Source organism: Mycobacterium sp. H4Y (assembly GCF_000364405.1).
In the GTDB taxonomy this organism is placed as follows: domain Bacteria; phylum Actinomycetota; class Actinomycetes; order Mycobacteriales; family Mycobacteriaceae; genus Mycobacterium; species Mycobacterium intracellulare.
In genome coordinates this window covers 295,344-320,754 of record NZ_AKIG01000002.1, presented here as the reverse complement: position 1 = coordinate 320,754, position 25,411 = coordinate 295,344, and the positions used below count along the sequence as shown (strand labels likewise).

22 protein-coding genes are annotated in these 25,411 nt (G+C 68.7%); 11 read left to right on the top strand and 11 right to left on the bottom strand.

All coding sequences use genetic code 11. The features are described from left to right. The first annotated feature begins 42 nt into the window (after positions 1 to 42). The 4 genes from W7U_RS15305 (at position 43) to W7U_RS15290 (ending at position 5,462) form a co-directional block, all read left to right on the top strand. Entirely contained in the window at positions 43 to 1,884 is a 1,842-nt protein-coding gene (locus tag W7U_RS15305; protein ID WP_008259492.1) for a CheR family methyltransferase, read from the top strand. A gap of 148 nt (positions 1,885 to 2,032) precedes the next feature. Then, positions 2,033 to 3,196 (top strand): glycosyltransferase, encoded by a 1,164-nt coding sequence (locus W7U_RS15300; protein WP_008259490.1) that lies wholly within the window; start codon positions 2,033 to 2,035, stop codon positions 3,194 to 3,196. A 42-nt stretch (positions 3,197 to 3,238) separates the two neighbouring features. After that, positions 3,239 to 4,321, top strand: coding sequence for a helix-turn-helix domain-containing protein (locus tag W7U_RS15295; protein ID WP_008259489.1), 1,083 nt, complete (start codon positions 3,239 to 3,241; stop codon positions 4,319 to 4,321). A 175-nt stretch (positions 4,322 to 4,496) separates the two neighbouring features. Then, positions 4,497 to 5,462 (top strand): alpha/beta hydrolase, encoded by a 966-nt coding sequence (locus W7U_RS15290; protein ID WP_020823320.1) that lies wholly within the window; start codon positions 4,497 to 4,499, stop codon positions 5,460 to 5,462. On the opposite strand, the gene W7U_RS15285 is transcribed toward W7U_RS15290, so the two are convergent. Genes W7U_RS15285 through W7U_RS15275 form a run of 3 tightly spaced genes read right to left on the bottom strand, consistent with a single transcriptional unit; the run spans position 5,457 to position 9,112 of the window. Further along, the gene (locus W7U_RS15285) at positions 5,457 to 6,803 is read right to left on the bottom strand and encodes a flavin monoamine oxidase family protein (protein WP_008259483.1); all 1,347 of its coding nucleotides are present in this window, start codon (positions 6,801 to 6,803) and stop codon (positions 5,457 to 5,459) included. The genes W7U_RS15290 and W7U_RS15285 overlap by 6 nt on opposite strands. Positions 6,804 to 6,860: 57 nt before the next feature. Continuing rightward, complete coding sequence (locus tag W7U_RS15280) at positions 6,861 to 7,976, bottom strand: hypothetical protein (protein WP_008259476.1); 1,116 nt, start codon at positions 7,974 to 7,976, stop codon at positions 6,861 to 6,863. Beyond that, positions 7,976 to 9,112 carry a phosphotransferase family protein gene (locus W7U_RS15275; protein WP_008259474.1) on the bottom strand — a complete coding sequence of 379 codons (1,137 nt, stop codon included), beginning with the start codon at positions 9,110 to 9,112 and terminating at the stop codon, positions 7,976 to 7,978. The genes W7U_RS15280 and W7U_RS15275 overlap by 1 nt, the downstream gene beginning before the upstream one ends. Positions 9,113 to 9,171: 59 nt before the next feature. On the opposite strand from W7U_RS15275, the gene W7U_RS15270 reads away from it, so the two are divergent. The 7 genes from W7U_RS15270 (at position 9,172) to W7U_RS15240 (ending at position 14,952) form a co-directional block, all read left to right on the top strand. Beyond that, positions 9,172 to 9,774, top strand: coding sequence for a TetR/AcrR family transcriptional regulator (locus W7U_RS15270; RefSeq protein WP_008259472.1), 603 nt, complete (start codon positions 9,172 to 9,174; stop codon positions 9,772 to 9,774). Next, positions 9,771 to 10,643: an SDR family NAD(P)-dependent oxidoreductase gene (locus tag W7U_RS15265; protein WP_008259469.1), complete on the top strand. Its 873-nt coding sequence runs from the start codon at positions 9,771 to 9,773 to the stop codon at positions 10,641 to 10,643. Before W7U_RS15270 ends, W7U_RS15265 begins: the two co-directional genes overlap by 4 nt. 158 nt (positions 10,644 to 10,801) lie before the next feature. Further along, positions 10,802 to 11,749, top strand: a complete 948-nt coding sequence (locus W7U_RS15260) for a DUF4129 domain-containing protein (protein ID WP_008259468.1) — start codon at positions 10,802 to 10,804, stop codon at positions 11,747 to 11,749. Then, positions 11,746 to 12,228 carry a hypothetical protein gene (locus W7U_RS15255; RefSeq protein ID WP_008259466.1) on the top strand — a complete coding sequence of 161 codons (483 nt, stop codon included), beginning with the start codon at positions 11,746 to 11,748 and terminating at the stop codon, positions 12,226 to 12,228. The genes W7U_RS15260 and W7U_RS15255 overlap by 4 nt, the downstream gene beginning before the upstream one ends. A 19-nt stretch (positions 12,229 to 12,247) precedes the next feature. Then, positions 12,248 to 13,225 carry a MoxR family ATPase gene (locus W7U_RS15250; protein ID WP_008259464.1) on the top strand — a complete coding sequence of 326 codons (978 nt, stop codon included), beginning with the start codon at positions 12,248 to 12,250 and terminating at the stop codon, positions 13,223 to 13,225. A gap of 7 nt (positions 13,226 to 13,232) precedes the next feature. Next, positions 13,233 to 14,495 (top strand): DUF58 domain-containing protein, encoded by a 1,263-nt coding sequence (locus W7U_RS15245; protein ID WP_008259462.1) that lies wholly within the window; start codon positions 13,233 to 13,235, stop codon positions 14,493 to 14,495. A gap of 64 nt (positions 14,496 to 14,559) precedes the next feature. Then, the gene (locus W7U_RS15240) at positions 14,560 to 14,952 is read left to right on the top strand and encodes a hypothetical protein (protein WP_232536718.1); all 393 of its coding nucleotides are present in this window, start codon (positions 14,560 to 14,562) and stop codon (positions 14,950 to 14,952) included. A 19-nt stretch (positions 14,953 to 14,971) separates the two neighbouring features. On the opposite strand, the gene nuoN is transcribed toward W7U_RS15240, so the two are convergent. From nuoN to W7U_RS15200, 8 genes are read right to left on the bottom strand one after another with little or no spacing between them, the layout of a single operon-like run. Further along, a complete protein-coding gene (nuoN, locus tag W7U_RS15235; protein WP_008259460.1) occupies positions 14,972 to 16,561 on the bottom strand; it encodes an NADH-quinone oxidoreductase subunit NuoN in 1,590 nt (529 codons plus the stop codon). Further along, a complete protein-coding gene (locus W7U_RS15230) occupies positions 16,558 to 18,138 on the bottom strand; it encodes an NADH-quinone oxidoreductase subunit M (protein ID WP_008259459.1) in 1,581 nt (526 codons plus the stop codon). Before W7U_RS15230 ends, nuoN begins: the two co-directional genes overlap by 4 nt. Before the next feature lie 5 nt (positions 18,139 to 18,143). Then, positions 18,144 to 20,045, bottom strand: coding sequence for an NADH-quinone oxidoreductase subunit L (gene nuoL, locus W7U_RS15225; RefSeq protein ID WP_008259458.1), 1,902 nt, complete (start codon positions 20,043 to 20,045; stop codon positions 18,144 to 18,146). Positions 20,046 to 20,055: 10 nt separating this feature from the next. Further along, a complete protein-coding gene (gene nuoK, locus W7U_RS15220; RefSeq protein WP_008259456.1) occupies positions 20,056 to 20,355 on the bottom strand; it encodes an NADH-quinone oxidoreductase subunit NuoK in 300 nt (99 codons plus the stop codon). Beyond that, positions 20,352 to 21,176: an NADH-quinone oxidoreductase subunit J gene (locus W7U_RS15215; RefSeq protein ID WP_008259454.1), complete on the bottom strand. Its 825-nt coding sequence runs from the start codon at positions 21,174 to 21,176 to the stop codon at positions 20,352 to 20,354. Before W7U_RS15215 ends, nuoK begins: the two co-directional genes overlap by 4 nt. Continuing rightward, positions 21,173 to 21,718 carry an NADH-quinone oxidoreductase subunit NuoI gene (gene nuoI, locus W7U_RS15210; protein ID WP_008259453.1) on the bottom strand — a complete coding sequence of 182 codons (546 nt, stop codon included), beginning with the start codon at positions 21,716 to 21,718 and terminating at the stop codon, positions 21,173 to 21,175. The genes W7U_RS15215 and nuoI overlap by 4 nt, the downstream gene beginning before the upstream one ends. Further along, a complete protein-coding gene (gene nuoH, locus W7U_RS15205; protein WP_008259451.1) occupies positions 21,711 to 22,982 on the bottom strand; it encodes an NADH-quinone oxidoreductase subunit NuoH in 1,272 nt (423 codons plus the stop codon). The genes nuoI and nuoH overlap by 8 nt, the downstream gene beginning before the upstream one ends. A gap of 8 nt (positions 22,983 to 22,990) precedes the next feature. Next, a complete protein-coding gene (locus tag W7U_RS15200) occupies positions 22,991 to 25,405 on the bottom strand; it encodes an NADH-quinone oxidoreductase subunit G (protein WP_008259449.1) in 2,415 nt (804 codons plus the stop codon). Between the last annotated feature and the right edge of the window lie 6 nt (positions 25,406 to 25,411).

The following is a 25,411-nucleotide window of genomic DNA, read 5'->3' as shown; positions in this document are numbered from 1 at the left end:
TGTTCAAGTCCGTCGTCGAACCGTTATCGGACGGAACTTGCATTGGAATCCACGACTGACGAGGCGTTCGAAGCCCTGCTGCGCTATATGCGCGATTCGCGGGGCTTCGACTTCACCGGCTACAAGCGCACTTCTCTGATGCGTCGCGTCCATCGCCGGATGGACCAGGCGGGTTACGCCACGTTCGGGGAATACCTCGATTTCTTGCAGGCCAGCTCTGACGAATTCACCGCGCTCTTCAACACCATCCTGATCAACGTCACCTCGTTCTTCCGCGACGCGGAGGCCTGGGACTACGTCGCCGCCGAGCTCGTTCCACGGCTGCTAGCCGAGCGCGGGCCTACAGACCCGATTCGGGTGTGGAGCGCCGGATGCGCGTCGGGCCAGGAGGCGTACACGTTGGCCATGCTGCTGGCCGAGGCGTTGGGAGCCGAGGAGTTTCGGCAGCGGGTCAAGATCTACGCCACGGACGTCGACGAGGACGCGCTCGGCGAGGGGCGCCTCGCGTCCTACGACGCCAAGGCGGTCGAGTCCGTGCCGCCCGAAATGCTCGGGCGCTACTTCGAACAGGTCAGCGGCCGCTACGCCTTTCGCAAAGACCTGCGCCGAGCGGTGATCTTCGGCCGCAACGACCTGGTCACCGATGCGCCGATATCACGCGTCGATCTGCTGGTGTGCCGCAACACGTTGATGTATCTCAACGCGGAAACGCAGCGAAACGTGCTGGGGCGACTGCACTTTGCGCTCACACCCCAGGGCGCGCTGTTTCTCGGGCACGCCGAGATGCTCCTCAGTCATGGCGACCGATTCACGCCGCTGAGCCTGAAGCACCGGGTCTTCCGCAAGGCGGCGGGGACCCATGTTGGCGTGGATCGCTACGAGCCGGGCGGGGCGTTCTACGAACGCCACGCGGAGCTATCGGGCTTGGCGACGGTGCGGGACCTGGCCTTCCGTGCCGGCCCGGTAGCCCAGATCGTGGTGACCGGCGAGGACACCGTCGCCATGATCAACCAGCAGGCCGAAACCCTGTTCAATCTCTCGGCGCGCGACATCGGCCGGCTGCTGCGTGATCTCGAGGTCTCCTACCGTCCGGTGGAGCTGCGCGCCTACCTAGAGCAGGCCAAGGTGGAGCGCCGTCCGGCGCGGATCCAGGACGTCAAATGGCAGCGGCCGGGCGCCGAGACGGTGTGGTTCGAGATCCACGTGAATCCGCTCGTCGACGCCGAGAACGGCCTGCTCGGCGTGTCGATCGTCTTCTTCGACGTCACCGCGACGCGGGCCCTGCTGGACAAGGTCGTGCACACCAACCACCAGCTGGAGGCGGCCTACGAAGAGCTGCAGTCCACCAACGAAGAGCTCGAAACCACCAATGAGGAACTGCAGTCCACCATCGAGGAACTCGAGACCACCAACGAGGAACTGCAGTCCACCAACGAAGAACTCGAGACGATGAACGAGGAGCTGCAGTCCACCAACGACGAACTGCACACCATCAACGACATGCTGCGCGAACGCAGCCTGGAACTGGACCACGCGAAGAACTTCCAGGATGCCCTGGTCGACTCGATCCAGAGCGGAATGGTGGTGGTGGACCGCGAAATGAACGTCGTTCTGTGGAACCGCGGCTGCGAAGAGCTCTGGGGCCTGCGGGCCGACGAGACGAGCGGGTCGCGGCTGACCGCGCTCGACATCGGCCTGCCGCTCGACGGCGTGCTGCCGCTGATCGGGAACGCCTTCGTCGATCCCGACACGTCCGGGGAAGTCGTGGTGGACGCCGTCAACCGGCGCGGCCGGCCCGCCCGGGTGCGGATCATTTGCACGCCGTTTCGTTCGAACGAGGGCGCCGTCGGGGGCGCCCTGCTGCTGATGGAGGTCCTGGGCTAACAGCCCACAGCAGCACACTTGTGGTCCATCAGACGAATTGCCGGCCACCAAACGAAGCGGTGATCTTGTTCGTTTCGCGGATGCCCCAGGGTGGTATGCCCCAGGTGATGTCGGGGTGGACGGATGACGTGCGCGGAGGGAACCGCGAGTGAAGATCGCAATCGTCAGCGGCGATGACGTGGTCGGGGAGGACCCCGAGCAGCTGGGCGCCGCGCTGACCACCCAGGGGCACGACGCGACGGTCTGCCTGCGGCAAAACGGCCCGCGGCGTGCCAGGGGCGGTGCCTGCCGCAGCGTGTCGGTTCCCGTCGGTCCGCGCGCCGCGGCCTCCGCCACCGACGTGCTGCCCTATGTCGGGGACTGGGCGGCCAAACTCGAGCGGGTCTGGTCGAGGGAACAACCCGACGTCGTGCACGCGTACGGGTGGCTGGGCGGGTTGGCCGCCCAGCTGGCCGCACGACGTCAGCGTGTCCCGGTAGTGCAGACGTTCTTGGGCCTCGCCACGGCATCACGCGCCCACGCGGTGAATGGGAGCGAACGGCGGCGCATCGAGCCGTTGCTGGCGCGCAGCGCCGCCTGGGCGACCGGCGAGAGCAGCGCCGACGTCGACCTGCTGGCCCAACTGCGCCGCAGCCGGGCCCGGGTGTCCGCGTTGACCTGCGGGGTGGATTCCGAGCGATACACCCCGGCCGGTCCCGCAATTGCCCGTGACGGGCTGCAGCGTGTTCTCTGTATAGCGCCGAACCCCCTGCAGCATAACGGTTTTGACATTGCGATCAGCGCGCTGTACCGCGTCCCCGGAGCCGAGTTGGTCATTGCGGAAACCGAGGCGACCAACACCGCGCACGACGACGCGCGGGCCCAGCTGCAGTATCTCGCCAAGGAATTCGGGGTTGCCGATCGTGTCCGCTTCGCGGGCACGATCCCCGGCGACGAAATGCCGATGTGGGTCCGGTCCGCCGACGTCATGGTGTGCACCCCTCGCGAACCGCTGCGCCCCGCGACCGCGTTGCAGGCCATGGCCAGTGGCGTGGTGGTGGTCGCCGCGACCGTGGGCGCCCTCGCCGACGTCGTCCTCGACGACATCACCGGCGTCGTACTGCCCCCGGAAAATCCCGTCGGCCTGGCCGCCGCGCTGAGACGGCTTCTCGCCCAGCGCTTTCAGTGCGAAAGCATGGGAGCGGCCGGACGCAGCCGCGCACAGTCACGCTTCGCATGGGAGCGGATCGCGCTCGACGCGCTGAATGTCTACCAGAGCCTGGGCGCGCAAGGCCGGGCATCCACAGATCTGTCATCGACGGCGGCACGGTGATGCAATGACGATGCTGCCCCCGGTCGTTCCTCCGAGCCGGCCATGACCACCGCGACCCGCGGGACCGCCAGTTTGCCCTCTGGGGAACTCCTGGGTTCCGCGGGCGAGGAGACCCGGGTCGAGTACCGTCCCGCACGTCCCGAGCTCGGAGGTGAGGTGGAGCACGGGGTTCAGCCAGTCGCGGTGGAATACAAGCAGTTTCGCGGCATTGATGCGCAGGCGGCGTGCCGGCTTTTCGCGGCCGCCTATCGGCCGGGCTGGCGGCTCTCCGGCTTCACCGGACACTGCGCGGTGTCGCATCGGCGCCGGGACACCGGATCGATGACGGTGGACGAGGTGGCGATCCAGGGTCGATTGACGCTCGAGATCCCGGCGGGCGACACCGTCGTCGTCATACAGCCGCGCGCGGGATCGTTGAGCGTCGCGGGCGGACCCTCGGCGACCGCGGACTTCCCCATCCTCGTCGCGCACGGCATGTCGTGTGTATTGCACTGCAACGGGGCACGTTTCGATGTGGTTGTCCTCGCGGCGGAGGTGCTGCACGCGGTCGCCGCCGAATGGCACACGGCGCTGTCGCAACGGACCCAGTTCCTGAAGTGGCGACCACGTTCGCGTGCCGCCGTGCGGGCCTGGCATCGCGCGCTCGACTACGTGTTGACGACGTTGGCGTGTGCCGACACCGCCCAGCAACCGATGATCGCCGCGGGCATGGCCAACCTGTTGGCCGGCGCGCTGCTCGAGTGTTATCCGTCCAATCTGACCGAGCAGGATCCGGCCGGCGACGGCACGCTGCCCGAAACGCTCAAGGAGGCGGTGTCTTTCATCCACCGTCACACCACCGAGGACATCGGCATCAACGATGTCGCGGCCGCGGTGCATCTGACACCCCGGGCGGTCCAGTACCTGTTCCGCCGCCAACTTGACACCACACCCACCGAGTACATGCGCCGTGTCCGGCTGCGCCGCGCCCATCTAGAGCTGATCGCGGCGTCGGCGGGCACCTCGACCGTCACCGAAATCGCCCAGCGGTGGGGGTTCGCGCACACCGGGCGGTTCGCGGTGCTGTACCGGCAGACCTACGGGCAAAGCCCCCACACCACGCTGCGCCAGCAGACCCCGGCGTGACGGCCGGCATAGCGCCCCACTGAGCACCGCGCCGGTCGCGGTCGCCGTCCGTACGTCGGTCGGCGCGATGTGGTACCCGAAGAGCCGGATTTCCCAAATCCATACCGAATGTCGGGATAAAATCGTCTCATCCTTAGCTGCGGCGACGGGGTCGCGTTCGAGGGGGGAGCGGCGCATGAGTGCTCGACGGGCGGTACGCGCCTTTGACCCGTTCCCCGAACGGCTGCCACCGAGCGAGACCGTGCCGGTCCGCGCGGCCGACGGCACCTGGCTGCACGCGGAGGTGTTCGGGCCTGCTGACGGTTATCCGATCGTCCTGACGCACGGCATCACGTGCGCGATCCGCGCGTGGGCCTACCAGATCGTCGACCTGGCCGGCGACTACCGGGTCATCGCGTTCGACCATCGCGGGCACGGCCGCAGCGGCGTACCGCGGGCCAAGGGGTACAGCCTCAAACACCTTGCGTCCGATCTGGATTCGGTGCTGGATGCGACGCTGGCGCCGCATGAGCGGGCGGTGGTGGCCGGCCACTCGATGGGCGGCATCACGATCGCCGCGTGGTCGGAGCGCTACCGGCACAAGGTTGCACGGCGCGCCGACGCCGTCGCGCTGATCAACACCACGAGCGGCGACCTGATCCGCAACGTGCAACTGTTCGCGGTGCCCCACCGGCTGTCGCCGGCGCGGGTGCTCGCCGGGCAGGCCCTCATCGGCGCCTTCGGCGGGTTTCCCGTCCCGGGTGCGGCCCGCATCCCGAGCCGTTACGTGGTCGCGATGCTGGCGACCGGGCGCGACGCCGACCCGAGCATCGCCCGCCTCGTCTACGAGCTCTTCGAGGACACGTCGCCGCGCGGGCGGGCCGGCTGCGCGCGGGCGCTGGTCACGTCGATGGGGTCCCGCTATCTCGACCTGAGCGGGCTGACGGTGCCGACGCTGGTCATCGGCAGCGAACGCGACCGGCTGACACCGATCAGCCAGTCCCGCCGGATCGCACGCGACGTGCCCAATCTGATCGGTCTGGTGGAGCTGCCCGGTGGGCACTGCTCGATGCTCGAGCACCCGCGCGAGGTGAGCCGCCAGCTGCGCGCGCTGGCCGAAGCGGCGATCCACCAAGCGGCGACCAGCCGGATCAGCTCATAGCAGCGCGGTGATCTCGGCGGCCGCACGCTGGCCGGACCTGATCGCCCCGTCGAGGAACCCGGTCCATTCGTCGGCGGTCTCGGTGCCCGCCCAGTGGATCGGGCCGACCGGTTCGCGCAGCCACCGCCCGAACCGCGTCCACGACCCCGGCGGCACCGCCGCGGTCGGGCCGCCCGGCGCGAATTCCTCTGCGCCCCAACGATGATCGACGTAGTCGAGCGGTTTGAGTGCGTCGTCACCGAAAAGCGTTGCAAAGCAACGTAACACGTCGCGACGGCGCTGGTCGCCGGGCAGTGAGTCGAACGCGCGGGCGTCGACGAAACCCATGAGGATGCCCGGACCGTCCGGGTGCGGGCTGACGTCGAACGTGATGAAAACGGGGCCCCGGTCGGACAGCGCCTGCCCGGAAAAGCCGTTGGCCCGCCAAAACGGCGTGGAATAGGCCGCGTACGCCTTGGACAGCCGGCCCTGGGGCCAATGCCGGGCGAGCTGCTCGTACTCGGCGGGCAGCGGGGGAGTGAACTCGATCGAGGCGCGATGGGCCGGCGGGATCGCGACGATGACGAAGCCGGCCTCGGTCTCGCCGACATCGGTCGTCACGGTCACGCCCGCACCGTGGCGTTCGATGCGCCGCACCGGTGCGCCCAGCACCACTCGCGTGTCCAGTTCGGCGGCCGCGGCCTCCGCGATCTGTTGCGTGCCGCCGGGAAAGCGGTCCTGTTGGGCGCCGTCCTCGACGTCGAGCAGTCGGTCCAGGCCGCCGGCCGCGTGCGCGTAGCGGGCGGCGTGCAGCATCGACACGTCGTCGGGCTCGCACCCCCAGGTCACCCGCGCCACGATCGCCAGCAGGTCGCGCGACGAGGCGGTTGCCCGCACCGAGCGCAGCCAGCCGCCGAGCGACAGGCCGTCGAGTTCGCGCGCCCGGCGGGCGTCCCACGGGGCCGCCAGCGGGACGCCGCGGGCGATCCGGTCGAACTGCCAGCGCAGTCGGCCGATGTCCAGCAGGCCGGTCAGGGACAGCTTGGGAATGGTGCCGCGATACGCGTGCGTCCAGCCGCGCCAGTGGATCAGATTCTTGCCGTCGTGGTGCGTGGGCGTGGTGGGAACGTCGAGTTCGGCCGCCATCGCCAGCACGGCGTCTTGGGTCGGCCCGACGAAAGTGCCGCCCAGGTCGGCCGGCAATCCGGCGACGTTGCCGGTCAGCGACCGCCCACCGACCCGGTCGCGGCCCTCGAAGACCACCACGTCGTGGCCCTGCCGGTTGAGCTCGCGCGCGGCGGCGAGCCCGGCAAAGCCCGCTCCGACCACGACGACGTCGACGATCCGGGGCGGCTTTGACACGCGGTCTAGTGAACCGCATTTCCGCGGTTTGCAGGGCGAAATCGTGAAGCGGACCGGTTACGGCGCGACCGTCAGCCAGTCCTTGAATCCCGACGGGTCGTGGCGGCCCAGCGCGCCGTGCTCGTAGAGGCCCCAGCCCTCCACCGGTGGCTTGTCGCCGTCGCGGCACAGCGCCCGGCCGACATGGTCGATCACGCCGAACCCCGCGCGCGCGACGATCGCCGGGTCGGTCATGTCGTAGGTCAGCCGCTCGGCGAACTTCTCGCCCTTCCACATGCCGTGTATCCAGTCGGAATCGCCGCCGTAGCCACCGCCGACGTGAATGGGGACCGGCAGCTTGGACTCCACGTCGAAGTGGACCTCGGTGCCGTCGGGGGAGGTGGCCTCGATGGTCGCGCCGGTCGGGATGCGGGTGCCCGAGCGGTAGTGGATCTTGACCCGCGGCCAGCCGAGCTGCTCGACGCGGCCGTCGCGCCAGATCCGGGTGCAGTCGTTGAGCGAACGGAACCCGTTGGGCTCCTCCTGAATGATCAGGACGATCGCGAAATCGTCGAAGGCCATGGGCACATAGAGCCACCACATGCCCTCGAACGGCGGGTCGGCGGGCCGGCCGGCGGGCTCGGCCTCGCCGATCGGGCGGATGCCCCAGGACCGGTCGCGGCTGCCCAGCCAGGTGTTGGGGTCGACGGTTATTTCCTCCCCGTCGATGACGATGCGGCCACTCCAGCTGCCGAGTTGCGCGAAACGCTGGGCGTCCAGCGTCACCCGGTTGCCCGAACGCAGGATGTGCGGCTGTTCCTGGACGACGTCGAACAGCCCCTTCCAGGTGAGATCGGCTGCGATGCCTTCGGTTTCGTCGAGCACGATGCGCAGCTGGTGCAGCGGTTCGATGACCTCGACGCGATAGCCGTTGACGTGCTGGTTGAGCCGGTCCTGATCGATGGCGTCCGAGACGTGCACGGCGGTCTGGGTGTCCCCCCGCCTGACGAGCAGGAACGCGTCCTTGACCCCGAGGTTGGGGTAGTAGCCGATGCCGCTGATGACGAAGATGTTCCCGGTGCGGTCGTGGGCGTTGAAGTAGGAGCGGTCGTAGAAGTTGCGGTCCGAGGAGCCCGGCCACGCGATCGGCTGGGGGATCTGATGTACCGGGTATTCGTCGAGCGGTCCGAGCATTACTGGTCCTCTCCGATCAAACGTCGCATCAATCCGGCGTGGTAGAACAGCGATTCGACATCGTCGGGCTTTTCGGTCTCCCCGAAGTGCACGCGCCGCGCGCCGGTGCGCATGAACACGCACGCCCACATGACGCCCGAGTACACGTAAAACCAGTGCAGGTCGCCGACTTCGACGCCGGCCAGGCGCGCGTAGGTCGCGCGCACGTCGTCCTCGCGCATCACCTCCGGCAACCCAGGCAGCGTCGCCAGGCCGGCGAGTTCTTGAAAGACCATGTGCGCGAATATCATCCACGCCACGTCCAGTTCGCGCGGGCCCAGCGTCACCATTTCCCAGTCCAGCACCGCCACCGGCGCGAAGTCTTTGTACAACACGTTGCCGACGCGCGCGTCGCCCCACAGCAGCACCGGCTCGGCGGCGGCCGTCTCGGCCGGCCAGTTGGCCTCCAGCCAGTCGAAGGTGCGTTCCAAAAGCGGCGACCGCCCGATGTCGGGCACGGCGAAGTCATACCAGGACCGCACCCAATTGAAGTGCTTGCGCAGCGCGGTGTCCCCGATTTGTCCCTCGGTGAGGAAGCCAAAGGTGTTCTGCGCGTCGGGAATCGAGTGCAGCGAAGCCAAGACGCCGACGGTGGCGTCTTGCAGTTCGCGTTGCCGCTCGGTGGGCGCGTCGGCGAACCAGTTGCCACCGAACGTGTAGGGCATGACGTCGGGCGGCACCTCCCCGTCGACGTAGTCCATCACGAAGAACGGTGTGCCCAGGACGTCGCCGGTGTTCTCCAGCCACCGCACCCGGGGCACGGGCACGTCGGTGAGTTCGCCGACCTTGCGGATGACGTCGAATTGGTGGTCGAGCCGGTAGGTCGGGAAGACCTGCACGTCCTCGGCGGTGGGCGCCACCCGCGCCACCAGCTTTTGCTCGGTCGGTTGCCCGTCTTGCTGCCAGCGGACGGTCAAGATGATGGTCTCCGACGACATGCCCGTCGAATCCACGCCGCTTTCGACGGTCACCTCGGGTTTTGCGCCGTCGGGCAGTACGGTGGAGAGCCAGCGCGACATCACCGTCGGCAACGTGGTGACGTCGCGGCTGGAGCGCTGCAGCCGGTCGACGTTGTCGACTGCCGGTTCAGTGGCCACGGGAGTGCCTCCATCCTTTGAGACTTTTTCGCGGCAATTACGATACGGTAGGTAGCGTTATGAAAGCAGACCCGTCCGGCCTTGACAAGGCCCCCGGCGCCGGCCGCCCGCGCGATCCGCGTATCGACTCGGCCATCCTATCGGCGACCGCGGAACTGCTTGTCCAAACGGGCTATTCAAACATCAGTCTGGCCGCGGTGGCCGAGCGCGCCGGCACCACGAAGTCGGCGCTGTACCGGCGGTGGTCGAGCAAGGCCGAACTGGTGCACGAGGCGGCCTTCCCCGTGGCCCCCACCGCGCTGGAGGCGCCGGCCGGGGATATCGCCGCCGACACGCGGATGATGATCGAGGCCGCCCGCGACGTGTTCACCACCCCGGTGGTTCGCGCCGCGCTGCCCGGCCTGGTGGCCGACATGACGGCCGATCCCGCACTCAACGCGCGGGTGATGTCGCGATTCGTGGACTTGTTCGCCGCGGTGCGGGTGCGGCTGCGCGAGGCCGTCGACCGGGGCGAAGCCCATCCCGACGTGGATCCGGATCGCTTGATCGAGTTGATTGGGGGAGCGACGATGCTGCGGATGCTGCTGCGCCCGGAGGAAGAGCTCGACGACGCGTGGGTGGAACAGACCACGGCCATCGTCGTGCACGGCGTGCGGCGATGACGGGCCGGCTCGCCGGGCGCGCCGCGATCGTCACCGGTGCCAGCCGCGGCCTCGGTCGAGCGATCGCGTTGGCGCTGGCCGCCGAGGGCGCGGCGGTGGCGGTCGGCGGGCGCACCGAAGAGGTCTGGGATGACCGGCTGCCGGGAACGATCGGTGAGACGGTCGCCGACATCGAGGCCGCGGGCGGACGCGCCGTCGCGGTGCGGGCCGATCTGACCGACCGCGACGAGATCGCCCGGCTGGTGGACTCGGCGCGAGATGCGTTGGGCCCGATCGCGATTCTGGTCAACAATGCGGCCTTCACCGCGCCCGGCCGCCCGCCGGCGCCCGGCGGCGAACCGCGCCCCAAGCCCGCCAAACCGCCGAGCGGCGCCGCCAAGCCCGGCTGGCCGGGGTTCGTCAGTACGCCCTTGCATGCGTATCGCCGGCATTTCGACATCGCGGTGTTCGCGGCTTACGAGCTGATGCAGCTGGTGTGCCCCGACATGATCGAGGCGGGGGGCGGGTCCATCATCAACATCACCTCGGTCGCGTCGCGGCTGCCCGGTGATGGCCCCTACGCCGACCGCAGCGACGGTGTGCTGCCCGGTTACGGTGGGTCCAAGGCCGCGCTCGAGCATCTAACCCAATGCGCGGCATTCGATCTCACCGACCACAACATCGCGGTCAACGCGCTGTCGCCGTCCAAGCCGATCCTCACACCGGGGCTTTCCTACTACGCCCGCAACTTCGACGACACCGCGTCCGCGGATGAATTCGCCCGCGCGGCAGTGGAATTGGCGCTCGTCGACCCCGGCAAGGTCACCGGACGCACCATCGGGCACCTACAAGTGCTCGACGGCAGTTTCCGGCCGTTCGCGCTGGACTGAGCCGGGGCGGTCGATCGCACTCCGGCGAAGCCCGGACCACGCCACCGACGCTATCGAACGCCAGTCCTGGCCCTAGGGTCGCCTGACGTGCAAGTATGAGCAAAGCCAGTGCCGCAACGGCGGCAGGCAACCGGTTGAGTGGTGTGCCCATGCCTGGTATGGACAAGCCGACAGGGCGGGTCGTGGCCCTGATCGTTCTCCTACTCGTGGTCGCGGCCGCCCTGCGCGGGTATTTCCCGGCTCAGCAGCATGCGGCCCGCAGCGAGGCGGGGGGCCGGGCGGCCATGGTGTTCGTGGTCGCGATCCTGGCGGCGACGCTGGCCTTGGTCGCGATCGCGGTCGTCGCGCGGTTGCGAGACCCCCGTGCACCCGCGCCGTCCGCCGGGGCGCTGTCCGACATGCTGGGCACCGGGAGGGGCCGACCGAGCTGGCGGGTGTTGCTGATCGGCCTCGCGGTGATCGTCGCGTGGCTACTGATCGTGATGCTGCTGAGCAGGCTCCTGGCGCCCCACGGCATCGGCCCGGCTCCCTCCGCATCCGAGACCGGCGGCCAGCCGCCGTCGGGGCATGGCGGCTCGCCGCCACCACCGCAGCAGCAGCACCGGCCGCGCGGCGGCTCCCAGAGCATGCTCGGCGTGCTGCTCGCCAGCACGGCCGCGATGTTGTTCGTGATCGTCGCCGGAACGGTCGCCACGGCGAGGCGAAGGCGGCACCCGATCGCACTCCCCATCGCCGACGAGCCGGCCGAAACCCCGGCGGCCGCGGCGCCGCCGCGGTCGCTGGCGCGGGCCGCCGAGCGTGGACTGGCGGAGATGACGGACCTCAGCCGCGAGCCGCGCGAGGCGATCATCGCCTGCTACGCCGCGATGGAACGCGAACTCGCGCATGTTCCCGGGGCCGTCCCCCAGGACTTCGATACCCCGTCCGAGGTGTTGGCCCGTGCGGTCGAACGCCATGCCCTGCATGCCGATAACGCCGTACAACTGGTGAACCTGTTCACCGAGGCGCGGTTCAGTCCGCACGTGATGAACGAGGGACACCGCGACGTGGCGGTGCGCGTGCTTCGACTGGTCCTCGACGAACTCCGATCGCTGAGCGTCGCATGAAAAAGACCGCGGCCCTCGGGGTTTGCCTCATCATCGCCATCGAACTGCTGACGCTGACGCAGCATGACCGCCGACTCGTGTTGGCGGCCTCCGGTATCGGGCTGGCCGTGGTACTGCTCGGCCTGCGGCGCACGCTGGGACGCGGGCCCGAGGCCGGCACCGAGCCCGAGGCCGACGACCTCGGGGATTCGTTGCGCCGCTGGCTTTCCACCACCGAGACGACCATCCGCCGGTCGGAGGCCACCCGGGCCGACTGGGACCGGCATCTGCGCCCGATGCTGGCCCGACGGTACGAAATCGCCACGGGCCAACGGCAAGCCAAAGATCCCGCCGCCTTCCACGCGACTGGCCGAATGCTCTTCGGTGTCGAGCTGTGGGACTGGGTCAACCCCAACAACGTCATCCGCAACGGTGACCGCCAGCCGGGGCCGGGCCGGGCGGCGCTGGAAGAGATTCTGCGAAAGTTGGAGCAGGTATGACAGGGGGCGCGATCCAGAAATGACGCTGCCGGCAGCAACCACGACCGCACACTGCGAGGCGATCCTCGACGAAATAGAACGCGTGGTGGTGGGCAAGCGCGCCGCGCTCAAGCTCATCCTGACCGCCGTTCTCGCGCGCGGTCACATCCTCATCGAGGACCTGCCGGGCCTGGGCAAGACGCTGATCGCGAGATCCTTTGCGGCCGCGCTGGGGCTGCAATTCACCCGTGTGCAGTTCACCCCCGACCTGCTGCCGGCGGACCTGCTCGGGTCGACGATCTACGACATGCAGTCGGGGCGCTTCGCGTTCCGGCCCGGACCGATCTTCACCAACCTGTTGCTCGCCGACGAGATCAACCGCACGCCACCGAAAACCCAGGCGGCGCTGCTGGAGGCGATGGCCGAACGACAGGTCAGCATCGACGGCGAAACACACCAGCTGTCAAGGCCTTTCATCGTGCTGGCCACCGACAACCCGATCGAGTACGAGGGCACGTATCCGCTGCCCGAGGCGCAGCTCGACCGATTCGCGATCCGGCTGGAACTGCGCTATCTCTCCGAACGCGACGAGACCTCCATGCTGCGGCGGCGCCTCGAACGCGGATCGGCCGAGCCGACGGTCAATCAGGTCGTGGACGCGCACGACCTGCTGGCGATGCGGGAATCGGTCGAGCAGGTGACGGTGCACGAAGACGTCCTGCACTACGTGGTCTCGCTGGCCAACGCGACGCGGCACCACCCGCAGGTCGCGGTCGGGGCCAGCCCGCGCGCCGAACTCGATCTGGTCCAGCTCGCCCGCGCCCGCGCGCTGCTGCTCGGCCGCGACTACGTGATCCCCGAGGACGTCAAGGCGCTCGCCACCGCGGCGGTTGCGCACCGCATCACCTTGCGCCCGGAGATGTGGGTGCGAAAGATCCAGGGCGCCGACGTCATCGGGGAGCTGCTGCACCGGCTGCCGGTGCCGCGCACCGGCGCGAACCCGGGGGACACCGGATGAGTCCGGCGTGACGCGGGGCCGCGGGATCGAGTTTCGCTGGCGCGCATCGGGATTGACGCGCGCGGTCGCCACCTGCGCGGGATTCGCGATGGCCGCGGCCGTCATCGACGCCCGGTGGCAGCTGATCGCGTTCGCGGCGCCGCTACTCGGCGTGCTGTGTTCGATCAGCTGGCAGCGGCCGGTGCCGGAAATTCGCGTGCACGGCGAGCCCGACGCCCAGCGATGCTTCGAAAGCGAACAGGCGCACCTGCGGGTGTGGATCAGCGGGGAAGAACAAGGGTTGTCGGCCGCCCGGCTCACGGTCCCGGACGTCGACGGGATGGAGCTCGAGATCGCCGATGCCGATGCGGGCCGGGCGAAGACGGTCGCGGCCACGGCGCAGCGCTGGGGACGGTACCGGATCGCGGCCCGCGTCGAGGTGATCGCACGCGGTGGGCTGCTCACCGGCACCGGCATTGTCGACGCCGCCGAGGTCATCGTGTTTCCGCTGACGCCGCCGCAGGCCACGCCCATCCCGCAGATCGAGTTGCTCGACCGGCTGGGCGCCCACCTGACCCGGCACGTCGGCCCCGGGGTGGAATACGCCGACATTCGTCCCTACGTGCCGGGAGACCAACTGCGCGCGGTGAATTGGCCGGTGAGCGCGCGCCGCGGCCAGCTGCACGTCACGGAGCGGTTGACCGACCGCGCGGCGGACGTGGTCGTCCTGATCGACGGGTACCGGCAGCCGGCGGGTCCGGCGACCGTAGCCACCGAACGGGTCGTCCGGGGCGCGGCGCAAGTGGTGCAAACCGCACTGCGGCACGGTGATCGGGCCGGGATCGTCGCGCTCGGGGGCAACCGTCCGCGCTGGCTCGGCACCGACATCGGGCAGCGCCAGTTCTATCGGGTGCTCGACACCGTGCTCGGTGCCGGTGACCGATTCGAGCGCACCACGGGCACGCTGGCACCGCGCGCGGCGGTGCCTGCCGGGGCGATCGTCATCGCGTTCTCCACGCTGCTCGACACCGAATTCGCGCTCGCCCTCATCGATCTGCGGAGGCGGGGCCATGTCGTATTGGCCGTCGACATCCTCGACAGTTCGCCGTTCGAAGACGATCAGGATCCGTTGGTCGATCGGATGTGGGCGCTGCAGCGCTCCGCGATGTATCGCGACATGGCCACCGTCGGGGTGGACATCGTGTCGTGGCGGGGCGACAGCGGTCTCGAGCAGTCGATGGGTGTGCTGCCCGATCGCCGCCGCCGGGTGCGCGGGAGGCTGCGTGGATAGCGGTGGTGCGGGCGCGCTGGGTCGGCTGGGGTCGCCCGCGTTCGCGACCGGGTTCGGTCTGCTCATGGTCGGATCGGCGGCCGGGGGCTCGCACGGTTTCGCCGTGGCCGCGGGGGTGGCGGCCCTGGTTTCGGTGGGTGCGGGGACGGTATTCCGGTTCGCCGCAACGGTTGCCGTGCTGCTAGCGGTCGTGACGGTCACGCTGTCCGATCCGCCGGTCGTGTTCGTCGCGCTGTCCGGATTGTGCGCGGCCGCCTACCTGGTGTGCCGCCACGCGGCCGGCGCGGCCGCCCCGGTGGTGCTGGGCAGCTGGCCGACGGCCGTTGCCGCGGTAGGGTTTACGTTCGCCGGGTTGGTCGCAACGTCGTTCCCGTTGCAGTTGCCGTGGTTGCCGTTGGCCGCCCCGCTGGGTGCGCTGGTGATCTACCTGCTGGCGATCTGGCCGTTCTTGGCCTGAGCGCCGATGTCGGTCACCGTCAGTGCAGCAGGTGCGCGGCGTGGTCGGCCAGGTCGAGCAGCGGCTGCGGGAAGATGCCCAACACCACGGTGACCGCGGCGCAGACCGCGATCGCGGCCTTGCTCAGGATGCCCGGCGCCACCACGTGCGGGGTGTCCTCGGTGGCCTCGGTGAAGAACATCGACACGATCACCCGCACGTAGAAGTAGGCGGCGACACCGCTGGCGACCACACCGACGATCACCAGGGGCGCGGCGCCCCCCTGCGCGGCGGCCTTGAACACGGCGAGCTTGCTGACGAATCCACTGGTCAGCGGGATGCCGGCGAAGGCCAACAAGAACATCGAAAACATCACGCCCACAATGGGGGAACGCTGTCCCAGCCCGGCCCAGTGCGACAGCGCGGCATCCTCGACACCGTCGTCGTCGCGAATCAGGCCCACGATGGCGAACGCGCCCACGGTGCTGAAGCTGTAGGCGAGCAAATAGAACAACGTGGAGGAAAGCCCGGTGTGGTTGTCGGCGATGACGCCGGTGAGGATGAATCCGACGTGGGCGACCGACGAGTAGGCCAGCATCCGCTTGACGTCGGTTTGGTTCACCGCGGTGATGGTCCCCACCACCATGGTCAGGATGGAGATCGTCCACAGCACCGGCCGCCACTGGTCGTGCAGCGGCGGCAGCGCGACGTAGATCACCCGAAGCAGCGCGCCGAACGCCGCCACCTTGGTGGCCGCCGCCATGAATCCCGTGATCGGGGTGGGGGCGCCCTGGTACACGTCGGGAATCCACGAGTGGAACGGAACGGCGCCGACCTTGAACAGCAGGCCGACCGACAGCAGCGCGACACCGACCAGCGCCAGCGAGCTGTCGCCGTGGGTGGCCAGTGCATCGCGGATACCGGTCAGCAGCAGCGTGCCGGTCGCGCCGTAGAGCAGCGCCACACCGTAGAGGAAGAAGGCCGACGAAAACGCGCCCAGCAGAAAGTATTTCATGGCCGCTTCCTGCGACAGCAGGCGACGGTGGCGGGCCAGGCCGCACATCAGGTATAGCGGCAAGGACAACACTTCCAGCGCGACGAACATCGTCAGTAGGTCGTTGGACGCCGGAAAGACCATCATGCCGCCGACCGACAGCATCGCCAGCGGGAAGAGCTCCGTCTGGGCGGCTCCGGCCCGCTCGGCCTCCCGCTCCGCGTCGCTGTCGGGCACCGCCGACGCCTGCGGGGTGAACGAGTCCAGGCCTCCCGTGCCGCCGGCGCCCGTTGCGACGGAAACCTTGCTCTCCGTTTTGGTTTGGGTCCGTTCGGCGATGAAGATGACGGCCATCACCGCGACCAGCAGCACGGTGCCCTGCAGGTACAGCGTCGGACGGTCGATGGCCATGGCGCCCAGGACCGCGGCCCGCCCCGAGCTCTTGATCGAGCGGCTCACGGCGACGACGGCGACGAACGCCGCGATCAAGCCGCCGAGGGCCAGCGCCACCTGGCCGCTGTAGCGAATGCGCCTGGGCAGGAACGCTTCGGCGAGGACCCCCACCACGGCGATGCCGAACACGATGAGGGTCGGGGACAGCAGGAAGTACTGGATGCTGGGGGTGGGGAGGGTCATCGCGGTCCTTCAGCGGTCCGGGCTTGGGCCGGTCTGGGATTGCCCACCGGCACCGTCGGTTTGGGGTCGTGCTGGCCGATGGTGGTCATGGTGTTCTCGACGGCCGGATTGATGATGTCGAGGACGGGCTTGGGATAGATCCCGAGCACGAGCAGCAGCGCGATCAACGGTGCGACGACGATCAATTCGCGCGCCCTCAGGTCGCCGATCTTCTCGTTGCCGGTGGCCACCGGCCCGGTCATCACGCGCTGGTAGAGCCACAGCATGTACACGGCCGACAGCACCAGCGCGGTGACGCCGAATCCGGCGGCCAGCCAGTACCGGTTGAAAGTTCCCAGCAGGACCAGGAATTCGCTGATGAACGGGGCCAGGCCGGGCAATGACAGGGTGGCCATGGCGGAGACCAGGAAGGTGCCCGCCAAGATGGGCGCCACCTTCTGCACGCCGCCGTAGTCGGCGATCGCCCGGCTGCCGTGCCGCGAGATCAGGAAGCCGGCGATCAGGAACACCGCCGCCGTGGACAGCCCGTGATTGAGCATGTACAGCGTCGACCCGCTCTGGCCCTGGCTGGTCATCACGAAGATGCCGAGGATGATGAACCCGAAGTGCGAGATCGACGTGTAGGCGATCAGGCGCATGATGTCGGTCTGGCCGATGGCGACGATCGCCCCGTAGACCACCCCGATGACCGCCAGCACGACGATCAGCGGACGGAAATACGTTGAGGCATCGGGGAACAGCTGCAGGCAGTAGCGCAGCATGCCGAAGGTGCCGACCTTGTCCATCACGGCCATCATCAGCACCGCGGTGGCCGGGGTGGCCTCGACCGCGGCGTCGGGCAGCCAGCGGTGGAACGGCCACAGCGGGGCCTTGATCGCGAACGCGAACATGAAGCCCAGGAATAGCGCCTTGAACACCGCGGAGTCCGCCCCGTAGCGCCCGGAGGCGACGCCGGCGACGATCTCACGGAAGTCGAACGTGCCCGACCCGTGCTGCGAGGTCACCACGTACAGCCCGATCACCGCGGCCAGCATGATCAGCCCGCCGAACAGGTTGTACAGCAAGAACTTCACGGCCGCGCGTGAGCGGCCCGGCCCCCCGCCGAAGCCGCCGATCAGGAAGTACATCGGGATGAGCATGGCTTCGAAGAACACGTAGAACAGCAGCACGTCCAACGCGATCACCGAGATCAGCACCATGGATTCGATGGCCAGCGTCAGCGCGACGTAGGCGTGCACGCCTCGCGTGCGCTGGCCCGCGTCGTTCCAGCCGGCGATCTGCAGCACCGGGATCAGCACCGCGGTCAGCAGCACCAGCACCACCGCGATGCCGTCGACGCCCAGGGTGTAGCCGGCCCCGAAAGCCGGGATCCACTGGTGCTTTTCGACGAACTGATACGGGGCGCCGCCGGTCTTGAACCCGAGGGTGACGACGATCGCGACCGCCAGAGTCGCGACGCCGAACACCAGGCCCGTCCACTTGGCGAGCTGCCGCAGCCCGGGCGGCATCAGGATGATCAGCACCGCTCCGGCCAGCGGCACCAGCCACAGCACGCTGAGCCACGGAACCGAGGTCATCGGGTTCACCACAGTTTCACCGCCAGGATCAGCGCGACCACCAGCACCGCGCCCGTCAGCATCGACAGTGCGTAGTTGCGGGCGAAGCCGGTTTGCAGGCCCCGCAGCCGATTCGACGTCTGGCTCACCAGCGCCGCCAGCGCGTTGACCGAGCCGTCGACGCCCGCGTTGTCGACTTCGACAAGCGCGTGGGTCAGTTGCGCACCGGGGCGCATGAACACCTCCTCGTTGAAGGCATCGCCGTAGAAGTCCTTGCGGACGGCCGTCGTCAGGGCCGAGACCGACAGCGGGGCCACCCGGGGGATGTCCGCGCTGGCGTAAAGCCGGTAGGCGACGGCGATCCCGATGGCGACCACACCCAATGCCAGCGCGCTGCTGACCCAGACCGGGAACGCGTGGGTGACTTCTTCGTGTTTCCCGACGACCGGTTCGAGCCAGCGCGCCAAGGTGCCACCGACCGCGAGCAGGCCGCCGGAGAACACCGAGCCGATCGCCAGCAGGATCATGGGCCACGTCATCAGGCCGGGCGCCTCGTGCGGGTGGGCGCCGGGCGCCCAGCGCTTTTTACCGAAGAAGGTCATCAGCATGACGCGGGTCATGTAGAACGCGGTGACCCCCGCGCCCAGCAGCGCCGCCCCGCCCAGCACGTAACCCCGGACGCCGCCGACGGCCAGCGCCGCCTCGATGATGGCGTCCTTGGAGAAGTAGCCCGCGAAGGGCGGCACACCGATGATCGCCAGGTATCCCAGGCCGAACGTGGCGAACGTGATCGGCAGCGCGGCCCGCAGGCCGCCGTAGCGGCGCATGTCCTGCTCTTCGTCCATCGCGTGGATCACCGCGCCGGATCCCAGGAACAGCCCGGCCTTGAAGAAGCCGTGGGTGAGCAGATGCATGATCGCGAACGCGTAGCCGGCCGGGCCCAGGCCCGCGGCCAGCACCATGTAACCGATTTGGCTCATCGTCGAGGCCGCCAGCGCCCGCTTGATGTCGTCCTTGGCGCAGCCGATGAACGCCCCGAGCAGCAACGTGACGGCACCCACGACGACCACCGCCAGTTGCGCGTCGGGCGAGAGGTTGTACAGCGGGTTGGACCGCACGATCAGATACACCCCGGCGGTCACCATGGTGGCGGCGTGGATCAACGCGGACACCGGGGTGGGGCCCTCCATGGCGTCACCCAGCCAGGCCTGCAGCGGCACCTGCGCGGATTTGGCGCAGGCGCCCAGCAGCAGCAACAGTCCCATCGCGGTCAGCGCGCCCCGCCCTGCGGCCGGCGCCCCGGCGAACACCCCGGCGTACGACAGCGTGCCGAAAGTGCTGAACATCAAGAACATTCCGAGCGCCAGCCCGGCGTCGCCGACCCGGTTCATCACGAAAGCCTTCTTGGCGGCCGTGGCGGCGGTCGGCTTGTGGTACCAGAACCCGATCAGCAGGTAGGACGCCAGGCCCACCCCTTCCCAGCCGACGTAGAGCACCACGTAGTTGTCGGCGACCACGAGCAGCAGCATCGAGGCGAGGAACAGGTTGAGGTAGCCGAAAAACCGCCGGCGGTCGGGGTCTTCGGCCATGTAGGCGACCGAATAGATGTGGATCAGCGAGCCGACCCCGGAGATCAGCAACACGAAACACACCGACAGCTGGTCGATCTGGAGCCCGAGGTCGACCTGGAGCTGGCTGACCGGGATCCAGCTGAACACCTTTTGGTGGATGACGCGGTCGTCGGCGGGGCGGCCGAGCAACTCGCCCAGCAGGCTCAGGCCCAGGGCGAACGCCGCCAGCGCGGTGGCGCAGCCCAGCCAATGCCCCCAGCGGTCGGTGCGCCGCCCGCCGAACAGCAGGATGGTGGCACCCGCCAACGGCAGCGCGACCAGCAGCCAGCTGTATTGAGTCCCAATAAGATTCGTCACGTGGCGCTCTTCAGCCTTTGAGTAGGTTCGCGTCGTCGACGGACGCCGATTTGCGGGCACGGAAAATGGTCATGATGATGGCCAGGCCGATGACCACCTCGCAGGCGGCCACCACCATCGTGAAGAAAGCGATCATCTGCCCGTCCAGGTGGCCGTGCATCCGCGCGAACGTGACGAACGCGAGGTTGACGGCGTTGAGCATGAGCTCGACGCACATGAACATCACGATGGCGTTGCGGCGCAGCAACACACCGGCGGCCCCGATGGTGAACAGCAGCGCCGAAAGGTACAGGTAATTAGCGGGATTCACGACGGACCGCCTTGTGACAGACTCGAGCTTGCCTCGGGGGACGGGGTCTTCTTGCCGTCGGCGCCGCGGCTTTGCAGCATCGGCGACACCGACAGCTTCGAGTACGAGCCGTCCGGCAGCAGCGCGGCCACGTCGACGGCGTTGTGGCGGGCGTACACGCCGGGGCCGGGCAGCGGGGTGGGGTGCCCGCCGGGCCGGAATCGTTCCTGGGAGAGCTCGCGTTGCGTCTTGCGGCGTTCGAAACGCTCGCGATGCGCCAGCACCATGGCCCCGACGGCCGCGGTGATCAGCAATGCGCTGGTGAGTTCGAATGCCCACAGGTAGCGGGAAAAGATCAGCGCCGCCAGCCCTTCCACGTTGCCGGCGGCGTTCGCGGTGGTCAGCCCGGCGAAGCCGCCCGTGGCCACGTTGCCGATGGCGGCGATGAGCAGGATGCCGAACCCGACACCGGCGGCCACCGCGGCGACGCGCTGACCCCGCAGCGTCTCCCGCAGCGATTCGGCGGAGTCCACGCCGATGAGCATCAGCACGAACAGGAACAGCATCATCACCGCGCCGGTGTAGACGACGACCTGGACGACGCCCAAGAACAACGCGTCCTGGATCATGTAGAACACCGCCAGGATGATCATCGTCATGGCCAAAAACATCGCCGAGTAGACGGCGTTGACCGCCAACACCACCCCGAGCGCACCGATCACCGCCAGCGCCCCCAGTACCCAGAACGTCACCGCTTCGCCGGTGGAGGTTCGAGCGATGGTGTCGTGGGCGAAACTGGAGGCCGTCACGGACGTGACGGCGTGGCCCGCGAAACCGGTCACCGGGAGTCTCCGGCGTGCTGGTTGTCTCGCAGCCCGTGTGCGGTCACGTTGCCCAGGTAGTAGTCCTTGTCGGTGGCGCCCTCGGTCCTGGGATGCGGCGGCGCGAGCATGTCTTGCAGCAGCGGGGCCAGCAGCCGGTCCTTCTCGTAGATGAGGTCGGCGCGATTGTCGTCGGCCATCTCGTAGTCGTTGGTCATCGTCAGCGCCCGGGTCGGGCAGGCTTCGATGCACAGGCCGCAGCCGATGCAGCGCAGATAGTTGATCTGATACACCCGGCCGTAGCGTTCCCCGGGGGAGTACCTGAGTTCCTCGGTGTTGTCGGCGCCCTCGACGTAGATCGCGTCGGCCGGGCACGCCCACGCGCACAGTTCGCAGCCGATGCACTTCTCCAGGCCGTCGGGGTAGCGGTTCAGCTGGTGACGCCCGTGATAGCGGGGCATGACCGGTCCCGGCTTTTCCGGATACTCCTCGGTGACGCGCTTTTTGAACATCGATCCCAGCGTCACGCCGAATCCGGCCACGGCGTCCAAGAATTTAGCCATGTGCTTCCTCCTTGCTCGCCGCCGCCAGCGACTTCATCTCTTTCGCCGGCAGCGGCGGTGTCGGGAATACCGGTGTGGAGATCGATGCGGCCGGCAGCTTCTTCGCCTGACGCCGCAGCTGGCGCTCCAGCGCGCGAATCCCCGGCGCGCTGAACGGTTTTCGCAGCAACAGCACCAGGACCGTGGCGAACACGATGCTGCTCACCACGAGTATCGGGGTCCAGTGCTGATACCCCTGGTTGCGCAGTGTGCGGATCACCGCCGCGATCAGCACCCAGACCAGCGAGGCCGGGATCAAAAGCTTCCAGCCCAGGCCCATGAACTGGTCGTAGCGCAGCCGGGGCAGCGAGGCCCGCAGCCAGAAGTAGATGAACAAGAAGGTCCACATCTTGGCGGTGAACCACAGCACCGGCCACCACCCGGTGTTGGCGCCGGCCCACATGTTCAGCGGCCACGGCGCATGCCAGCCGCCGAAGAACAAGGCGGTGGCGAGCGAGGACACCGTCATCATGTTGACGTACTCGGCCAGCATGAACATCGCGAACTTCAGCGACGAGTACTCGGTGTGGAATCCCGCGACCAGTTCACCCTCGGCCTCGGGCAAATCGAAGGGCGCCCGGTTGGTTTCGCCGACCATCGAGATCAGGTAGATCACGAACGACGGCAGCAGCAGGAACACGTACCAGACCCGGTCCTGCGCGGCGACGATCTGTGACGTCGACATGGACCCGGCGTAGAGGAACACCGCCGCGAACGACAGTCCCATCGCCACCTCGTAGGAGATGACCTGGGCCGTGGAGCGCACCCCGCCCAGCAGTGGATAGGTGGACCCGGATGCCCAGCCGCCCAACACGATTCCGTACACCCCGATGGCCGACAGCCCCAGAATGAACAGCACCGCGACGGGGAGGTCGGTCAGTTGCAGCGGCGTCCGGTGGCCGAACACCGACACCACCGGGCCGAACGGGATGAACGCGAAGGCGGTGAACGCCGGGATCGTGGAGATGACCGGCGCCGCGAAGTAGACGAACTTGTCGACACCGCCGGGCGTGATCGTTTCCTTGAGCGCCAACTTGATTCCGTCGGCCAGGCTCTGCAGGACGCCCCAGGGTCCCGCCCGGTTCGGTCCGGGCCTGCGCTGCATCCAGCCGAGGATCTTGCGTTCGAGCAGGATCGCGACGAGCACGTTGAGCATGAGGAACACGAAGATGGCCAGCGCCTTGCCGAGCACCAGCCACCAGGTGTCGTGCCCGAAGACCGTCAAGCCGGTAGTCATGCGCTCACTCCGATCGCGACGATGCTGCCGGGGGTTGCCCCGAGCTGGCGGTACACCGCCGACGCCGACGAGTTCAGTGGGAGCCACACCACCCGGTCGGGCATGTCGGTGACGAGCAGCGGCAGGCTGATGGACCCGCGTGACGTGCTGACGGTCACCGCGTCGCCCTCGGCGGCGCCGATCTCGGCGGCCGTGTCGGCGGACAGCCGCACGACGGATTTGCGGGCCGTTCCCGCCAGATGTGGCTCACCGTCCTGCATTCGGGCGTTGTCCAGCAACATCCGCCAGCCGGCCAGCACCGCCTCACCAGCGCCGACCTCGGGTGGCTGCGGCGCCGCGACGTCCGGGCTCGCGGGGCGCTTGCCGTCCCAGTGCCGCAGCGCGGCCAGTTCTTCGCGGGCCGCGTCGACGGTGGACATGCCCAGGTAGACGCCCATCTCGTCGGCCAGCGCGTCGAGCACCTGGTGGTCGGACTGGGTGGCGTCCTGGGTGTTGCGCAGCGCGGCGTCGAAGGGCCGGAAGCGGCCCTCCCAGTTGACGAACGCGCCGGCCTTCTGTGTCGTGGACGCGACCGGGAACACCACGTCGGCGCGCTGCGTGACGGCGCTGTCCCGCATCTCGAGGCTGACCACGAAGCCGGCGCCGTCCAGCGCCGCCAGCACCGCTTCGGGGTCGGCGAAGTCGTCGGGCTCGACGCCACCCACCAGCAGCGCGCCCAGCGTCCCGTCGGTGGCGGCGGCCAGGATGCCGTCGGCGTCACGCCCACGGCCGGAGGGCAATTCGGACACGTTCCAGGCCCGCGCCACCTGCGCCCGGGCGGTCTCGTCGTCCACCGGACGGCCGCCGGGGAGCAGCCCGGGTAGCGCACCGGCCTCCAGCGCGCCCCGCTCGCCGGCGCGCCGCGGCACCCAGGCCAGGCGGGCGCCGGTGGTGTCGGCGAGCCGCGCCGCGGCGGACAATCCGCCGGGTACGGTGGCCAAGCGTTCGCCGACCATGATGACCGCGCCGGGGGTGGATAGCAGGTCACCCACCTCGCCGGTGGCCAACCCGTCCAGCGCCGTGGCTTCGGCGCCGGGCACGGTCTTGATCAGCCGGCCGGACATCTTGTCCAGCGCCCGGGTGGCGAACGGCGCCACCGCGTAGACGGGCAACCCGCGTTTGCGGGCCGCCTTGCGCAGCCGCAGGAACACGATCGGCGACTCGTCCTCGGGCTCGAACCCGGCCAGCACGACCACCGGCGCCGATTCGAGGTCGGCGTAGCTGACGGTCATCGGCCTGCCGGCGATGCGGGCCGCCAGGAAGTCGGCCTCCTCGCCCGAGCTCGGCCGGGCGCGGAAGTCGATGTCGTTGCTGTCCAGCACGATTCGCGCGAACTTGGAGTAGGCGTAGGCGTCCTCCAGGGTCGCGCGGCCGCCGACCAGCACCCCCGTGCGCCCGCGCGCCGCCTCGAGGCCCTGCGTCGCGACGGCGATCGCGTGTGACCACGAGGTCGGCTGCAGCGAGCCGCCGGCGTCGCGAATCAGGGGAGTGGTGATCACGTCGGGCTGGGTCGCGTAAGTGAACGCCCACCGGCCCTTGTCGCAGTTCCACTCCTCGTTGACTTCCGGGTCGTCGCCGGCCAGCCGGCGCAGCACCTTGCCGCGGCGGTGGTCGGTGCGCTGTGCGCACCCGGAGGCGCAGTGTTCGCAGACGCTCGGGCTGGAGACGAGATCGAACGGACGGGCCCGGAAGCGGTAGGCGGTCCCGGTCAGCGCGCCCACCGGGCAGATCTGCACCGTGTTGCCCGAGAAGTAGGAGTCGAACGGCTCGTTGGCGTAGATGCCGACCTGCTGCAGGGCGCCCCGCTCCTGCATGTCGATGAACGGGTCGCCGGCGATCTGTTCGGAGAATCGCGTGCAGCGCGCGCACAGGATGCAGCGCTCGCGGTCGAGCAGCACCTGCGAGGAGATGTTGATCGGCTTGGCGAAGGTGCGCTTCTCGTCGGTGAAGCGAGAATCGGCCCGCCCGTTGGACATTGCCTGGTTCTGCAGCGGGCATTCGCCGCCCTTGTCGCACATGGGGCAGTCGAGCGGATGGTTGATCAGCAGCAGCTCCATCACGCCGTGCTGCGCCTTGTCGGCGGCCTCGGAGGTGAGCTGGGTGCGCACGACCATGTCGTCGGTGGCCACGGTGGTGCACGAGGCCATCGGCTTGCGCTGGCCCTCGACCTCGACCAGGCACTGGCGGCACGCGCCGACCGGTTCCAGCAGGGGATGGTCGCAGAACCGCGGGATCTGGATGCCCATCAGTTCGGCGGCCCGGATCACCAGAGTTCCCTTGGGAACGCTGATTTCGATGCCGTCGATGGTCAGTGTCACCATCTCCGGCGGACGCACCTCGTCGCCGGTCTCGGTTTTGGCAAGGCTCGTCATCAGCTC

What these genes read in the sequence shown, in the direction of transcription:
- W7U_RS15255 (WP_008259466.1), top strand. Translation starts at nt 11,746, where the DNA reads ATGAAAAAGACCGCGGCCCTCGGGGTTTGCCTCATCATCGCCATCGAA.
- W7U_RS15200 (WP_008259449.1), bottom strand. Translation starts at nt 25,405, where the DNA reads ATGACGAGCCTTGCCAAAACCGAGACCGGCGACGAGGTGCGTCCGCCG.
- W7U_RS15265 (WP_008259469.1), top strand. Translation starts at nt 9,771, where the DNA reads ATGACGGGCCGGCTCGCCGGGCGCGCCGCGATCGTCACCGGTGCCAGC.
- W7U_RS15270 (WP_008259472.1), top strand. Translation starts at nt 9,172, where the DNA reads ATGAAAGCAGACCCGTCCGGCCTTGACAAGGCCCCCGGCGCCGGCCGC.
- W7U_RS15280 (WP_008259476.1), bottom strand. Translation starts at nt 7,976, where the DNA reads ATGCTCGGACCGCTCGACGAATACCCGGTACATCAGATCCCCCAGCCG.
- W7U_RS15290 (WP_020823320.1), top strand. Translation starts at nt 4,497, where the DNA reads ATGAGTGCTCGACGGGCGGTACGCGCCTTTGACCCGTTCCCCGAACGG.
- W7U_RS15295 (WP_008259489.1), top strand. Translation starts at nt 3,239, where the DNA reads ATGACCACCGCGACCCGCGGGACCGCCAGTTTGCCCTCTGGGGAACTC.
- W7U_RS15240 (WP_232536718.1), top strand. Translation starts at nt 14,560, where the DNA reads ATGGTCGGATCGGCGGCCGGGGGCTCGCACGGTTTCGCCGTGGCCGCG.
- W7U_RS15250 (WP_008259464.1), top strand. Translation starts at nt 12,248, where the DNA reads ATGACGCTGCCGGCAGCAACCACGACCGCACACTGCGAGGCGATCCTC.
- W7U_RS15260 (WP_008259468.1), top strand. Translation starts at nt 10,802, where the DNA reads ATGGACAAGCCGACAGGGCGGGTCGTGGCCCTGATCGTTCTCCTACTC.
- W7U_RS15230 (WP_008259459.1), bottom strand. Translation starts at nt 18,138, where the DNA reads ATGACCTCGGTTCCGTGGCTCAGCGTGCTGTGGCTGGTGCCGCTGGCC.
- nuoN (WP_008259460.1), bottom strand. Translation starts at nt 16,561, where the DNA reads ATGACCCTCCCCACCCCCAGCATCCAGTACTTCCTGCTGTCCCCGACC.
- nuoI (WP_008259453.1), bottom strand. Translation starts at nt 21,718, where the DNA reads ATGGCTAAATTCTTGGACGCCGTGGCCGGATTCGGCGTGACGCTGGGA.